General features: G+C 38.2%; 12 protein-coding genes, 1 pseudogene and 1 riboswitch. Of the genes and pseudogenes, 1 reads left to right on the forward strand and 12 read right to left on the reverse strand.

Going from position 1 to position 14,087, the window contains the following annotated elements; genetic code table 11:
- Nucleotides 1–167: 167 nt before the first annotated feature.
- The 3 genes from IEX94_RS10270 to IEX94_RS10280 all read right to left on the reverse strand — a co-directional run bounded on the left by IEX94_RS10270 (nucleotide 168) and on the right by IEX94_RS10280 (nucleotide 4,063).
- Nucleotides 168–1,148: a zinc-binding dehydrogenase gene (locus tag IEX94_RS10270; RefSeq protein ID WP_188857095.1), complete on the reverse strand. Its 981-nt coding sequence runs from the start codon at nucleotides 1,146–1,148 to the stop codon at nucleotides 168–170.
- Nucleotides 1,149–1,424: 276 nt separating this feature from the next.
- Nucleotides 1,425–2,003 (reverse strand): energy-coupled thiamine transporter ThiT, encoded by a 579-nt coding sequence (gene thiT, locus IEX94_RS10275; protein WP_188857096.1) that lies wholly within the window; start codon nucleotides 2,001–2,003, stop codon nucleotides 1,425–1,427.
- A 121-nt stretch (nucleotides 2,004–2,124) separates the two neighbouring features.
- A riboswitch (TPP riboswitch) is annotated at nucleotides 2,125–2,229 on the reverse strand.
- A 55-nt stretch (nucleotides 2,230–2,284) separates the two neighbouring features.
- Nucleotides 2,285–4,063: a M3 family oligoendopeptidase gene (locus IEX94_RS10280; RefSeq protein ID WP_188857097.1), complete on the reverse strand. Its 1,779-nt coding sequence runs from the start codon at nucleotides 4,061–4,063 to the stop codon at nucleotides 2,285–2,287.
- Nucleotides 4,064–4,319: 256 nt separating this feature from the next.
- On the opposite strand from IEX94_RS10280, the gene IEX94_RS10285 reads away from it, so the two are divergent.
- The gene (locus tag IEX94_RS10285; RefSeq protein ID WP_188857098.1) at nucleotides 4,320–4,856 is read left to right on the forward strand and encodes a YceI family protein; all 537 of its coding nucleotides are present in this window, start codon (nucleotides 4,320–4,322) and stop codon (nucleotides 4,854–4,856) included.
- A gap of 45 nt (nucleotides 4,857–4,901) precedes the next feature.
- Here the strand turns inward: IEX94_RS10285 and IEX94_RS10290 are convergent, their stop codons facing one another.
- The 9 genes and pseudogenes from IEX94_RS10290 to IEX94_RS10330 form a co-directional block, all read right to left on the reverse strand.
- Nucleotides 4,902–5,765 carry a VanW family protein gene (locus tag IEX94_RS10290; RefSeq protein WP_229782663.1) on the reverse strand — a complete coding sequence of 288 codons (864 nt, stop codon included), beginning with the start codon at nucleotides 5,763–5,765 and terminating at the stop codon, nucleotides 4,902–4,904.
- 256 nt (nucleotides 5,766–6,021) lie between these two features.
- Entirely contained in the window at nucleotides 6,022–7,230 is a 1,209-nt protein-coding gene (locus tag IEX94_RS10295; protein WP_188857099.1) for an NAD(P)/FAD-dependent oxidoreductase, read from the reverse strand.
- 245 nt (nucleotides 7,231–7,475) lie between these two features.
- Nucleotides 7,476–8,177, reverse strand: coding sequence for a hypothetical protein (locus IEX94_RS10300; RefSeq protein ID WP_188857100.1), 702 nt, complete (start codon nucleotides 8,175–8,177; stop codon nucleotides 7,476–7,478).
- Between the two features lie 117 nt (nucleotides 8,178–8,294).
- Nucleotides 8,295–10,487 carry a type IA DNA topoisomerase gene (locus IEX94_RS10305; protein ID WP_188857101.1) on the reverse strand — a complete coding sequence of 731 codons (2,193 nt, stop codon included), beginning with the start codon at nucleotides 10,485–10,487 and terminating at the stop codon, nucleotides 8,295–8,297.
- Between the two features lie 334 nt (nucleotides 10,488–10,821).
- Nucleotides 10,822–11,052: a hypothetical protein gene (locus IEX94_RS10310; RefSeq protein WP_188857102.1), complete on the reverse strand. Its 231-nt coding sequence runs from the start codon at nucleotides 11,050–11,052 to the stop codon at nucleotides 10,822–10,824.
- A gap of 358 nt (nucleotides 11,053–11,410) precedes the next feature.
- Nucleotides 11,411–11,722, reverse strand: a complete 312-nt coding sequence (locus tag IEX94_RS10315) for a hypothetical protein (RefSeq protein ID WP_188857103.1) — start codon at nucleotides 11,720–11,722, stop codon at nucleotides 11,411–11,413.
- A gap of 339 nt (nucleotides 11,723–12,061) precedes the next feature.
- Nucleotides 12,062–12,455 (reverse strand): annotated as a pseudogene (locus IEX94_RS10320) (ATP-binding protein); the annotation flags it as partial.
- A gap of 152 nt (nucleotides 12,456–12,607) precedes the next feature.
- Complete coding sequence (locus IEX94_RS10325) at nucleotides 12,608–13,078, reverse strand: hypothetical protein (protein WP_188857105.1); 471 nt, start codon at nucleotides 13,076–13,078, stop codon at nucleotides 12,608–12,610.
- A 422-nt stretch (nucleotides 13,079–13,500) separates the two neighbouring features.
- Nucleotides 13,501–13,683, reverse strand: coding sequence for a hypothetical protein (locus tag IEX94_RS10330; protein ID WP_188857106.1), 183 nt, complete (start codon nucleotides 13,681–13,683; stop codon nucleotides 13,501–13,503).
- Nucleotides 13,684–14,087: the final 404 nt, after the last annotated feature.

The following is a 14,087-nucleotide window of genomic DNA, read 5'->3' on the forward strand; positions in this document are numbered from 1 at the left end:
TCAAGCGGATTAGAAAGCAAATGTAACATTCTTTCGGATTGTAGATGGAGGCATATTCCTAGCCAAAAATGACGGCGAAAAAGGGGATGTCCACTTAATTTCGTTACAGACCGTGGTTTTCAGTTCCGATAAAAATAATAGGACCGGGAAATTTACCGGTCCTATTTCTATTCGATTAATAAAGCAATTTTACCAAACTGGCTGTTCACTTCCAGATGATTGAACGCTTCTTGGGCATCATCCAGTTCAAAGGTTTTATCCATAATCGGTTTTATTTCATGCTTTTCCATATGGGCTAATACCTGTTGCAACTCTTCACGACTTCCCATCGTGGAGCCGAACAATTGATACTGACCATAGAAAAAGGCACGTAAGTTAAGGTCGATTTCATCCCCAGCTGTAGCTCCGTAAATAACAATTTTTCCGCCTTGCTTCAATACGTCCAACGAACGATTAAACGTTGCTGCACCTACACTGTCAATCACAAGATCAATCTGCTCGTTCTCCAATTCCTTTTCCCAATCACTTTCCGTTGAAATGGCAAGATCCGCTCCGATCTCCTGGGCCTGCTTCAACTTTTCATCACTTCTTGAAGAAACAATCACGCGTGCACCGATGCTTTTTGCAAATTGGATGATATACGTGTTCACCCCACTACTTGCTCCAGGAATAAATACGGTCTCTCCTGCTTTAATATTCCCCTTAGTCACTAATGCACGGTAACCTGTCAATGCAGCAAGAGCGAGCACACCGGCTTCTTCCCATGTTAAGTAATCTGGCTTCATTTCTACTTGTTCTTCATTGATCACAATTTTTTCGGCAAAAGTTCCGTGATCAGGCATTCCGAGGATGTCAAATCCTTTTGGTGGTGCATCACTATTTTCGTGCCAGTTAAGTGATGGATTGATGATGACTTCATCCCCCACTTTAAAACGAGTAACATCTGCTCCAACTGATTCGACGATCCCCGCTCCATCCGAACCGAGGATTAAAGCTTCTTTATCGTTACCTCTCCGGTTTGGTATATAGAGATCTCTCCTGTTCAGACCCGCTGTTTTTAGCTTAACAACAATTTCATTATTTCCCGGCTTTGGTTCGGGCATACTTTTTAGTTTTAATTCTCCATATTCCACAACAAATGCCTTCATTTCCACTTCCCCTTTCGTATGCACTTTTATATCTATTCAGATAATTATCTTCTATTATCAGCGACTTTGGGCGAATTATCAACCAGAACGAATTGATTCTTTTTTATAATGTTGTGCTGAAAATTCTTCTCTGAAGATTCGCAGCCTAAACCTTGAGACTCCTGCGCCGGAGAGATCTACGTATTCACTTTGAAACAGTTAAACTAAAAAAATCTCTCCTTAATTTGGGAGAGATCATTATTTTTACAGTTGCAATGTGAGCGGATAGATTGCGGTTTAGCTTGATGCTAGGTTGAGCAATGCGCGCGGTTGTTTGTGGAATAGGAAAAATACAATCACTGCTGACAATACAAATGACGGGAACATGTACGATGAATTATAGATAATCGAATACACCCAAACTGATTGTCCCTCAATCGCTGCTGAACCGAAAAATACTGCCCCAGCAACGGTATGTGCAAGGAAACGCAACACAGAACCAAGCAGTACACCCGCCGTTATATACGTTAGGTACACTTTTGTCCGCCCGTCCCGTACCGCTTCTTGAACTTGTCTTGCGAACAGACCGGCAAAACCGATCACCGTAAAGGCAAGTGTATAATCAATGAACCCCTGAAGTGGCGTCAGAATATATGCGTTCCCCGTTGCAATCTGTAACATCCCCCAGAGGAAACCGGATACTAATCCACCTTTTAATCCCCAACGGAACGCTACTATAAACACCGGAATCATTGCAAAGGAGACCGAACCACCTTGCGCCCAGATTTTAAACGATATTGGCAAGATATCTAAAAGCAACGCCAAAGCAGTGAAGATTGATACTTCAATTAAAAATAGTAGTTTATTAGACTTCATTCGTTATAACTCCCCTTTTTATAAGCTTTTTATAAGCTATTTTGAACAACTTTTTTAAATACAAAAAAAGCAATGCCAAGGGAAGGTTCCTGATGGGGAATCCGCTCACATTGCTTTTTATCCATCAAAAAACCATCATCCCTACGCTAGTACTAACTAACAGGTTCAAAGGGTCTGAGCAATCCTCGTTGCCCACTCTCAGCTATTAGCTCCCCCTGTTGGCTTTTTCTATGCTTTTTTCGTTAACCCTATTATAGCTAATGTACACTTATAAAACAAATTTACAGTTTAAGAAACGCTTCGACGTCCTTGATGCAAAGCTCGATTGCAGCTTCCCAGAAGTCCGGTTTTGTAAGATCGACTTGTAAATGTTTCATCGCAAGCTCTTCTACCGACATCCGTCCCGTATCTTCCAGTAATGCAATATAGTCGTCTTCAAAGCTCTCTCCCAGCTCTTTTGCGCGGGCATAAATACCAAGACTGAACAAATAACCAAATGTATAAGGGAAATTATAGAATGGTGTCCCTGTTATATGGAAATGAAGTTTCGACGCCCAGAAATAAGGATCATATTCATCGAGTGCATCTTGATAAGCCTCTTTCTGTGCTTCCACCATCAATTCATTCAATCTTGCCGGTGAGACAAAACCTTTTTCTCTTTCTTTATAAAAATTTAATTCAAAGATAAACCGGGCATGAATATTCATAAAGAAAGCAACACTTCGATTAACTTTATCTTCAAGTAAAGCTTTCTTTTCTTCTGCTGTTTCTGCCTGTTCAACTGCTGCATCAGCGACAATCATTTCCGCAAAAGTTGAGGCCGTTTCCGCGACGTTCATTGCATAACGTTGATTAAGACCATGAACGTCATTCATCACATGCTGATGATAAGCATGACCAAGTTCATGGGCTAACGTGGCAACATTCGATGCTGTTCCGGAATACGTCATAAAAATTCTTGTTTCCTTACTATCAGGAAAACTTGTACAGAAACCGCCAGGACGTTTGCCAGGCCGATCTTCCGCTTCAATCCAACGTTTTTCAAAAGCTTGCTCAGCAAAATCCGCCATCTTTGGGCTAAAAGAACGGAATTGATCCATAATAAATTTGGCGCCTTCTGTATAGCTCAATTTTTTAACATGGTCGGTAATCGGTGCATCGACATCATAGAAGCTTAATTTATCTATATTCAATAGTTCTGCTTTTTTATTTATATAAGCGACAAAAGGTTGTTTATTATTAGCTATCGCTGTCCACATCGCATCTAACGTTTCTTGCTTCATCCGATTGATACTCAGCGGTTCTTTTAATACATTTTCCCATTTGCGGTGCTTATACATTTGTAGTCTAAAACCTGATAAATGATTCAATGTTTGTGCAAATAAGGATGCTTGTTTATTCCATGCATCGTTTAACTTATCAAATACTTTCTTTCTAGTTGCTCGGTCGCTTGAAGTTAATAGATTGGAGGCCTGACCAATTGAATAGGACTCTATCTTTTCTTCCCCTTCAATTTCCACTGTCATATTCCCTACGATTGTATTATACATTTGATTCCATGCATGATAACCATCGACAGCAAGATCATTAATCAGCACTTCCTGTTCCACAGCAAGTAAGTCCCGTGCTTTATTACGATATTCTGATAATACATACCCTATTTCTTGTAACGCTTCGTGCTGAATGGTTGCTTGCCATTCCTCGTCCGGGATTTCCGCAAGTTTCTGCATGAAAGTTGTCAGCACGCCATTAAACGAAGCTGAAAGTGTGCCATATTCAGCAACTAGTGTTTTAGCCCCTTCATCCGTTACATCTTGCGCACTTAAACAACTGACGAACGCTCCAGCCTCACGAAGTTTGAACATTGTCTTCTCCAATTCCTTTATAAACTGGCTAAGCATCGTGGAAAATGAATCTACCCCCACTTCCAATGTGGTGAATTGGCCTTCTAATTGTTTAATCTCCGTTCGAATCTGACCAAGATAATCTCTGAATTGCTGTGACGCACTTCCTCCTGGAAATAGTGAATCCAAATCCCAAGTTGGATTATATTCTTTCATTTCTCTTCCTCCTTCTTCTCCCCATATTATTGTATCGAAATATCTGAAGGATTGCATTATTAAGATCCATTTACACGGAAAACAAGTTTGAGATAGTCTATTTAGTGGTATTTGAATAATGGTTTCGTTTTGTTAATTTATCCTTAAATAAATATTTTTTAATTAAGATATATTGACATTACCGATTTATTAATTTATACTAGGTAACAGAAAGTAAGTATTGAGGAATACTTAATAATATTTGGAGGGATTTTAAATGACTAGAGAAAAATGGACGGTAGACTTGGCGCACAGTGAAGTAGGTTTTTCGGTTAAACACATGATGATTTCTCGAGCGAAAGGAACATTCGACAAATTTGATGCAGTGATCGAAGCAGATGTGGAAGACCTTACCGATTCGAAAATCGAAGTAACGATTGATGCTGCAAGTATAAACACACGTAACGAAGACCGTGATAACCATCTTCGTTCTGCAGACTTCTTTGACGTAGAGAATCATCCGACACTTACATTTGTTTCAACAGATGTAAAACGCAAAGGAAATAATGAATATGATGTAATTGGCGATTTAACAATTAACGGAAATACAAATCAAGTTACATTAGACGTTACATTTGAAGGTCAAAGTAAAGACCCGATGAGCGGTTCTACAGTTGCCGGCTTCAGCGGTGAAACGAAAATCAGCCGTAAAGAATTCGGACTTACTTGGAATGCTACACTTGAAACAGGCGGCGTACTCGTATCCGACGAAGTAAAAATCCACTTCGAACTAGAACTTCATAAAGCTGAGTAACTGATGCACATAAAGCAGTATCCCCATGAACCCGGGATACTGCTTTTATTTTGATTGGAAATAATCTACTGTTTCAGAAGAGAATACTTCAACTGTTAAGCTGCCATTTGCTGCATAGGCGGTAAGCACGATTGGTTCATTGTATAAATTTTTAAATGTAAAATCTGGTCCCCACCAACTTACGGTTGCATCTCTTCCCGGGGGTACGTAAGGAACGGAGCGGCTATGAGTGTACCTTTCAATCATTTGGATACCACGTAAATCAACTGCATTAAAAATTGTTGATGATAATTGACAAATACCCCCGCCGATATCTTCTGAGAACTCACCTTTTACAATAACCGGCGCTCGTTGATACCCTTTCTCTTCTGTTCGTTCACCAACAATATCATTAAATGAAAACACTTCACCAGGAAAAATAACCGTTCCATGTACAGCTTCTGCAGAAAGGTTAATATTTTTTGTCCGTTCTTTGTTTGCGGAATTATAGTAAGTCGTGTAAGAGCCAAGACGTTTTTGAGTTATTTCCCGCAGCATTTCCTGACTCACCCTTGGTCGAACTGCTTTAGTCGGGATTTCAACCACCTGATCCTCTCCAGTATAAAATGCCTTTAAAAAAGAGGTTGTAAAAGCAATTCGATCCAACGCTTTTCCAGGCTGCCCCTCGATAATTTCAAAGCCGTTGCCAAGTGTTGCGTTAGTAGGGGGCTCTTTAACTTGTTCTGCCAATTGATCCATTAATTCATCCAGCCTTTCCCAATTTACAAATCCATGTGCCCAATCAGATAGGGAATAAGATTGGAGTTCGTCTCTCTGAAGCATAATTTCATCATCTTCTGCAGAAACAACCGCTATAGACAAGAGAAACCATAACAGGGTGAGCACAAAATATAAAGTATTACGGCGCAACTTTATCACCTCTGTTATAATATGGCTCAACTGAAGATATAACATACGAATGAATAAAAAAGCCACCCAGTTTAAAAACCGGGTGACTTTTTAAATTGGTTTTATTAGCGGAAATCCCTTGAATCTTCTAGGATATCACTTACTGCTCGGTAGCCTACAATTGCAGCTACAGCGAGCAACAAAATGCTGCAAAATCTTTTCATCGTTCATCTACTCCTCTTTACCTTTTATAGTGGATTAATAGTAGAATTCCAAATTAGAAAGGACGATATTTTCCTTTTTTCAGCAATGCTTTCGGTCCGCCGACTACCAAGAGTGTACGGTCGTCAACTACCTTCTTCATCGCAGCTGCTGGCTTTCCTTGCAATTTCACGCCATTAAAGATGTTTCCAATACCATCGGAAATTCCTAGTGATGCTACTGTACCTTTGTCATCGAAAACAAAGTCTGTTAATGGTAGGCCATATAATGCGTTCTTGATGTTCTCTGCTACATGAGCACCTTCTTGTGTTGCTAATTGACCAGTTGGTGGATATGGTTTTCCTGTTTCTTTATCCATAGTCCAAGAGCAGTCACCAATAATAAATACATTTTCAGATCCTGGTAAGCGTAGATCAGCGTCAACGTTAACTTTTCCACGGAATACTTCAAACCCAGATTTTTCAAGTACTGGGCTTCCCATTACACCTCCAGTCCAGACACTTGTACCAGCTTTAATTAATTCATTATCTTCACCAACAATGAATCCTTCTTCTGTACATTCCGAAATAGCTGCACCGATTCGGAATTCAACACCACGATCTTCTAACGATTTCTTCGCATATGCTACAAGATCCTCTTCAAATACCGGCAATATAGATGGTGCCGCTTCTACGTTAATGATGCGTGCTTTGTTACGCGGGATATCATATTTCTTACAGAGTTCAGGAATCTTCTCGGCTAATTCACCAACAAATTCGATACCTGTAAATCCACCGCCACCAACAAGCACAGTTAGATCACTATCATCTGTTGATTCACCACTGCTATATTGTGCGAATTTATATTCGATATGTTCGCGGATGACGCGCGCACTGTCGATATCTTGAATGAAGAATGCATTATCCTCCATTCCTTTAATACCGAATGTATTTGTTACAAAACCTAATGCGAAAACGAGGTAATCGTATTCTACTTCACTGTTTTCGAGTACGACACGCTGGTCTTCCGTTTTAACTTCCACTACGGTGTCATAGATCAGACGAACACGCTTTGGATTAACCACGTCAGAAATCATATAGCGAGCCTGGTTATGGTTAATTGTACCTGCTGCAACTTCATGGAGCCAAGTTGCCTCATAGTGATAGTTATGCCTGTTAATGAGTACAATTTCTGCTTCTTCAGGTGACAGTTTTTGAGCTAATTTTCTCGTTGCAGTAAGCCCTGCATAACCTGCCCCCAAGACAACAATTTTGGGTTTGTTCATTATAAACACCATCCCTTTTTGTATTTTTTCTGTGTTTAGTAAAAGCGTTTTTCTTCTCATTTCATAGCATGATTATGTACAAAAGAACGCTTGTACCAGTTAGCTTATAACCTACTTTACAATGATAGCAAACTTTACTTAATTAAGCTATTAATGAAATCGTTTTTATTAAATTTAGAAAGCTTATTCTTTTAACTGCAGTTGAAAAGGGATTTGCTCAAACAAATCCCTTCTTCCATATCTTATTAATGCAATCTTCCACCGTCTGGATCATCATCAATCGGCTCTTCCGGTTCTGGTTCCGGATCAGGATCTGGTTCGGGATTTGGCTTCGGATCCGGTTTCGGATCTGGCTTTGGTTCTGGATCAGGTTCCGGCTTTGATGGTTTTGGATCCGGATCCGGTTTCGGAGTCGGGTCCGGTTTCGGAGTCGACGGTGCCGGCCGCTTATGCGTATCTGGGTTATGATCATTACGATTATTATAATTGCTTGAGTTATCTGGGGTATTATTATTTCCAGTATTTGAATTATTGTTATTTGGAACGGTCCAGTTCCAGTTCGTCGGTTCTTCCGTTTCCGGTAATTCATTTTCCACCGATTCTTCTTCCGGAACTTCCGGTTCTTCCAGCGGCTCTTCCTCTACCTCTTCAATTGTGTCACTTGAAGCAAGGATGAACTTTGCCTTATCCTTTAAAACTAAAGAACTAAGCGTTTCCTTTTTCACCGTATCTACCGGTGTCTCAAGTGGTTCATCATCTTCTTTTTCTACGATTTCAATGTCTTCCCGTTCCTCGGTTTCTTCTGCTTCTTCTTGTTCAAACTCTTCATTATCTGTTTTCCCGAGTTCGCCACGGTTCGCATTCGCTTGGTAAATACCTAGGCCAACAACGCCAACAAAAACAAGAAACGTAATAATATTAATAATTAACAGCTTCCTAGGTTTCACGATTTATCCCTCCTTGCTACATCTTTCCAATTGCCCCTATTGTAAGCTTTTAGTAGGAGGTTTTTCAATGGTTTTTGATAAATTATTCCTTTATCTCTCATTTACCTAAGAAATTCGTCATTTTTCATGTGTTTGTTTCTTATTAAAATCCATTTCCCAGCTATAATACGCTGTTCCTTCTTTCTTATGATAAGAAAGGTAAGCATTGAATTTCTTCCCTTTTTTACTAGTCAATCCTTTTACGTAAGCTCGGTTATTTTTCAAAATCTGTTTCACCATTGTTTTTGTCGGTTTCTTCCGCATCGTGGCGAGGAACTTATCATTTTTCCAAATGGCGAACTTACAGCCGGTTTTCCAGTTTTTACAGCTAAAGGCCATGTAAGTATCAACGACGTCCCCGCCACAAGCTGGACATTTACCTAATACTTCGTTTGTCGCCTTCTTTTTCGCTGCTTTATGGATGATCGTTTCCTCGTCTTGCTTAATAGTTTCGACCGCTTTTGTTGTAAACTGAAAAATTAGGCTGAGGAAGTCTTTTCGCGTTTCTTCCCCTTTTTGAATATCTGCGAGACGTTTTTCAAGTCGGCCGGTAAATTCTAGATCAAATAAACTTTTCACCGGGAAAGTCTCTACAAGCTTTCTTCCTAGTTCCGTACAAGTTAGGTTCTTTCCCTTTGCCGAAATATAACCGACATCCTTCAATTTCTTAATCGTCTCAGCACGTGTCGCAGGTGTACCAATACTAAAACCCGTTAATATGCTACCGAGCAATTCTTCATCTGCTTCACTGTCTTCTTCTTTTATATTCTTACCACACGTTTCCATGACCCGCAGCAGCGTTCTTTCGGTATGCTGTTTCGGAGGTTTCGTTACATGATCAGTTAATTTTGTTTCATTAATGTCTACTTGATCGTCAACTTGAATAATAGGTAAAAGGACATCCTTCGACTGGATTTTCTCTACTTTTTTCCAGCCTTCAATTAGTTGGACTCTTCCCTTCGTTATAAACACACCGTCAATCGAGGCATCGATTATTTTTGTCGTCAGATTGGTTTCCTCGTATTCAGCAATCGGCATAAATTGCATTATAAAACGGTTTTTAATCGCTTGATAAACAATTGATTCGTCTGAGGTGAGCCTTTTCGGTTTTAAATAAGTTGGAATAATCGCACTATGGCTTTCTACTTTTGCATTGTTGAATACCCGTCTTGTCTTCATAAATTTAATCTCATCTCTATAAGGTAAATCTTCGCTATGCGTCTTTAACACATGCGCCGTTTTCCCGACTAAACTCTCATCAAGCGCGACACTGGAAGTTCTAGGATAAGTGATTAACTTTTCCTCATATAGGGACTGGGCAACTTTGAGGACTTTGTCTGAGGTCCAGCCTTTGTATTTATTCGTAATAAATCCTTGAAGATTCGAAAGGTTGAAAAGAAACGGCGGGAATTCCTTTTTCTTCGTCACTTTTTTATCAATGACTTGTCCTTGTTTGCCAGCAATTTTTTCCTCGATTTCAAGAAGCGTTTCTTTCTTCTTAAATTTATCTTCTTTACCTTCTGTATATGTCCCTTCATAAACCTCTTCCTCGTTTGTTTCAAAAACAGCGGCAAGCTTATAATAATCTTCTGGTTTGAAATTCTCAATTTCCTTATCCCGGTCATAAATGATTTTTAATGTCGGCAAGAGCACGCGTCCGATGTTTAACGCTTGTCCACTACCCTCTTGGTATTTCAGCGTCGTGACGGAGGTGAGATTAATCCCGATTACCCAATCCGCCCATTGTCTGCTGATTCCTGCGTCCCGGAGGGCTTTCATCTCATCATTCTGCTTTAGTTTCTCTAATCCGCTTCGCACTTCATTTGGCGTCCATTCATTCAAGAGGAGCCGGTACACCGGTTTATTCGGCCGTTTGCCACCACGATAAATGATGCTGTCACCGATTAGTTGACCTTCTCTATCATAGTCACAAGCGGAAATAATAGATTCCACTTCCGTTTTTTTAATAAGTGATTCAATAATTTTTAATTGTTTTACAGCTCCCGGGTCAGCCGCTTTCCTGTTCCGCGGATTGCTTTTCACTTTATATTTGAACGCCTGCGGAATGAACGGGAAATAATTCATATGCCAGCGCTGCATCTTCGGTTCATAATCTTTCGCGTCATATAACTCTACTAAATGACCAAAAGCCCATGTAATAAAATAACCATTTCCTTCATAATAACCATCTTTCTTCGTCTTGATCTGCAAGGCATCTGCAATGTTTTTTGCTACGGATGGTTTTTCAGCGAGGATCAATGTATGTCCCATCTTTAAGTCAATCCCCTTTCACGTATGTTTAACTTTTCACCCTGGAAAAGTTTTGTTTTTTACTTTCCATTTAATCTTGTTCAACACTTTCAAACCGAACGTTTATTCTTTTTCAGTTTGGACGATTTCGCTTAAAAAGTCAATTAAATTTGATTTAAATAGCATCTGTTCGAATTCATTTTTTAAGATTCAAAGAACCTGTTTTGAAAAAATTATCAAAACAGGTTTTATCCGCGAAATATTATGCTATTTATACCTCTGGTCTTTCTGATTGCTTAAATATGGACTATCACAAAAAAGAATGATATCCCTCTATCTCCTTTGCATCCATCATTTACACATAAACAGAAAAGAACCACACGATTAATAACATACTTACTAATCCCCACACCGTGGCTCCTACAATCCACCAAACAACGGGTTTAGTTGATATCTGTTCGCCTTCCATACCATCCTTGTTTTCTATTGCTAAAGCAACTCTTTCCTCCATGCTTTTTTTCATTGACATAAGGACAAAAAGTCCTAATACGATAAAACCAACCGTTATCCAAAGTAAAAAATTCATTTTAACACCCTCATTTCTTATAGGTTACTTTCTAGCCTGGTTCATCTATATTAAAAGCTTCATTCAAATTAATGGTCCGTTTGTTTCATTACCATAATCTGGTTATTACGTAATTCTATAATTCTATCAAATTTTTTAACGGATTATTGAACTTTGTTTAAAATAATCAAACTTAATTCAATGTATGTAGCAATAGGATCTTTAAAAAATAAGGACTAACATGACTGTTGTTCATGTGACTACCCATTTCACATTCAACTGTAAACCATTCGTTCATCAAATTTCAATGTGTATTATGTAACACTCTATTCCCCCGGATATATTTATTCTACTCCTGCGACCTTTTAATAAGCAGATATTACCCCCACCACATAGCTAAAACAAACAAAGACCACCACGAAATAAAGAAACCAACTACAACATTCGTGATCGATAACGTAAGAAATACTTTTGGTTTTATTTTTTGTACTACCAATAAGATAATTTCTATTATGAGTGTAAGTAAAAATAAACTAACACTCGTTACCGTTACAATAATTAAAGTCTTAAATGGAGGCTCATAAAATAAATGGTCTTCGAAATAATAAGCTATGTCTTGACCATAAATGCCTAAAAGTGCTGCAATTAAAGTCATACTAAGAAGAATAACGGATAAAACTTTTCGTTTCATAAAAATAATCCTCCATTTCATTCACGACCTTACTCTTTTCCTCATGCTTGGACGCTGAGCCTTGTTCCAGAACAACGCCCGGTTGCGAACTAATCACGTTTCCGCCCTGTTTAGTAACGATTACATTTAGTGATCATCAATCCACAAGTTGGCGAGCAATTGATTTCAAGAGAATAGGTTAGAAACCTTGAGTATCAAAAGGAAACTAATATCCCGATACTAAACACAATATTAAAGAAAGAAGAGGTTTTTTCTCTTAACTATTAATTTTATAATTAATTATTCCACTAAAGCAACCGTTAGCACAATAAAAAACTTTAATTTAAAACCGAAAGATAATCATTTACATTTAGATATACTAACAATTTCTTCGATGACAGAATTAACCTCTTTGTTATCTTTAATTACAAATAAATAGTCTGCTTCCCCTTCTTCTGGGTCTACTACATCCTTATGTAAAGATTCAGCTTGTTGCCGAATAAGCACTTGCTCAAAATTAGAATAGGCACCCCTAAATATATTGGTATTACGTGTACTGTTGATAACCCGTTCTTTTAGAATTTCATCTGGAATATCAAAATGAACTAAGATACGGATAAACTTATCTTTATCATAGAATTCTTCAAGCAAATACTTTCTACCTTTTCTAGTTCGATTTGCACTACTTATAAAGATCCGTGTTTTCTATTGCATAATTAGCAATTAACTTAGAGATAGAATGTTTAAGAGTATTAGATACATTGTTATTTGCCATCCAGCCTATAACCCTTCATGATATTAACTTACATATCTCCCTAGACTAATGTCTTTTATTCTTGTAAAAAACCTGCCCATTATAAAAATAACGTTAACCCTTGAATTAATGTACCCATTTTTTAATAAAGTTTATTCAACTTCTAGTACAAAATTATAGAAGGCATCGCCATTGGATACGTTCTCTTCCTGCTCATCCATCCACCATACTCCATAAGAATAGTAATATATTCCCCGTTGTAAAGGTGCCCGGAAACTATTCTCTTGGACACTTACTTCAATTTCATCAATTTCACTTATCTGTAATACGTAAGACTCATTTGGTTGCGGTTCATCATTCATCACAAAAAATATTTTCACTCCAGCTTTTACCTTGATCGGCTCTACCCCTTTCAACAGTTCTTGTGGTCCAGCAGTATCAACACATGTTGTTTGACCATTTTCACCCCAGCAATAAGAGCCCAATATCGTGTCATACGATTTACTCCCTATCTCAATCACAGCTTCTGGAGGTTTTTGTCCAGCAATCCCATTATCCGAGTCCGAACAACCAAAAAGAGTAAGTCCAACAAATACCAACGATACAACGAACCATTTTTTCATTGACTTTCCTCTCTTCTTTGTAAACGCGCTAATCCATACTCAGTTCTTTGGCTCTTTATTTTATATTCAATAAAAAAGGTACTTTACCTTCTTTTTTAGCGCTTGCCCCAATCACTACTCCAAATAAGGCTAGTGCATTGTATCCTACAAGAACAAGGTAAGATGTCTTTCCTTTAATAGAACAAGAATATCATATTGTAAGTTATTGGAGTATCTGTTACGATTTAAATAATACAGAATCTTCGCAAAAAGGAGTGTTTTGCAATCGTGAGAGTCTTTTTAAGCATTTTAATTACTTTATTGCTGTTAATTACTTTAAGTTTGGGATTGGCTTATTTTACAAATTCAGGATTCTTAGATTACGCTTTTTTCATTGTAGGAAATGATATCGGCCAAATCATTAACGGCTCATTTTGACCATCTCAATTCAGCCATTTAGCAAATTTCTCCTTTACTCCATCACGAGAATAATATTCTCCGTTATTAAGTTGATCCAGCCCTTTTTGAATCTTCACTTTAACAGATAGCTCGTTAACAATATCTTCTAACGTCACATCATTAGGTAAGTCTTTAATTATCTTTATCACTTCTTCTTTTGCACTCATTCAACTACCTCCTAACTTATAAACCAAATTCATTTAATAATCAGCAGTTGACTGGTTCCACGTTATACCTTTTGGACTAAAACTATGCTTGTGTTTCATAATAACATCATACCTAATATTTTTAAAAATCCATTTAAACTTGACTAACAATTATTTCAGTGACATAAATTATGAGTTTATTGAAGCCCCCCTCCATCCCATCAATTTTATGATATAATATTTACAATAGACTGGCTCGCGTGGGGGGTTAGGTAGCACTGTCCTTTTTGAAAGCGTTTAAAGTTTTCAAGAAGGGAGGTGACGCCTATGGACATTGTTAGTGCTCTAACGCTCATGATATCTTTCGGGATGTTAGTAGTGTAAAGCTCCACATTGTTCCATCTAAAACACTTGCTAATTGTTCA

The organism is Oceanobacillus indicireducens (assembly GCF_014647195.1).
GTDB classification, from domain to species: domain Bacteria; phylum Bacillota; class Bacilli; order Bacillales; family Amphibacillaceae; genus Oceanobacillus; species Oceanobacillus indicireducens.

Coding starts and splice junctions, on each gene's coding strand:
- IEX94_RS10270 (WP_188857095.1), bottom strand. CDS start 1,148: ATGAAGGCATTTGTTGTGGAATATGGAGAATTAAAACTAAAAAGTATG.
- thiT (WP_188857096.1), bottom strand. CDS start 2,003: ATGAAGTCTAATAAACTACTATTTTTAATTGAAGTATCAATCTTCACT.
- IEX94_RS10280 (WP_188857097.1), bottom strand. CDS start 4,063: ATGAAAGAATATAATCCAACTTGGGATTTGGATTCACTATTTCCAGGA.
- IEX94_RS10285 (WP_188857098.1), top strand. CDS start 4,320: ATGACTAGAGAAAAATGGACGGTAGACTTGGCGCACAGTGAAGTAGGT.
- IEX94_RS10295 (WP_188857099.1), bottom strand. CDS start 7,230: ATGAACAAACCCAAAATTGTTGTCTTGGGGGCAGGTTATGCAGGGCTT.
- IEX94_RS10305 (WP_188857101.1), bottom strand. CDS start 10,487: ATGGGACATACATTGATCCTCGCTGAAAAACCATCCGTAGCAAAAAAC.
- IEX94_RS10310 (WP_188857102.1), bottom strand. CDS start 11,052: ATGAATTTTTTACTTTGGATAACGGTTGGTTTTATCGTATTAGGACTT.
- IEX94_RS10315 (WP_188857103.1), bottom strand. CDS start 11,722: ATGAAACGAAAAGTTTTATCCGTTATTCTTCTTAGTATGACTTTAATT.
- IEX94_RS10325 (WP_188857105.1), bottom strand. CDS start 13,078: ATGAAAAAATGGTTCGTTGTATCGTTGGTATTTGTTGGACTTACTCTT.
- IEX94_RS10330 (WP_188857106.1), bottom strand. CDS start 13,683: ATGAGTGCAAAAGAAGAAGTGATAAAGATAATTAAAGACTTACCTAAT.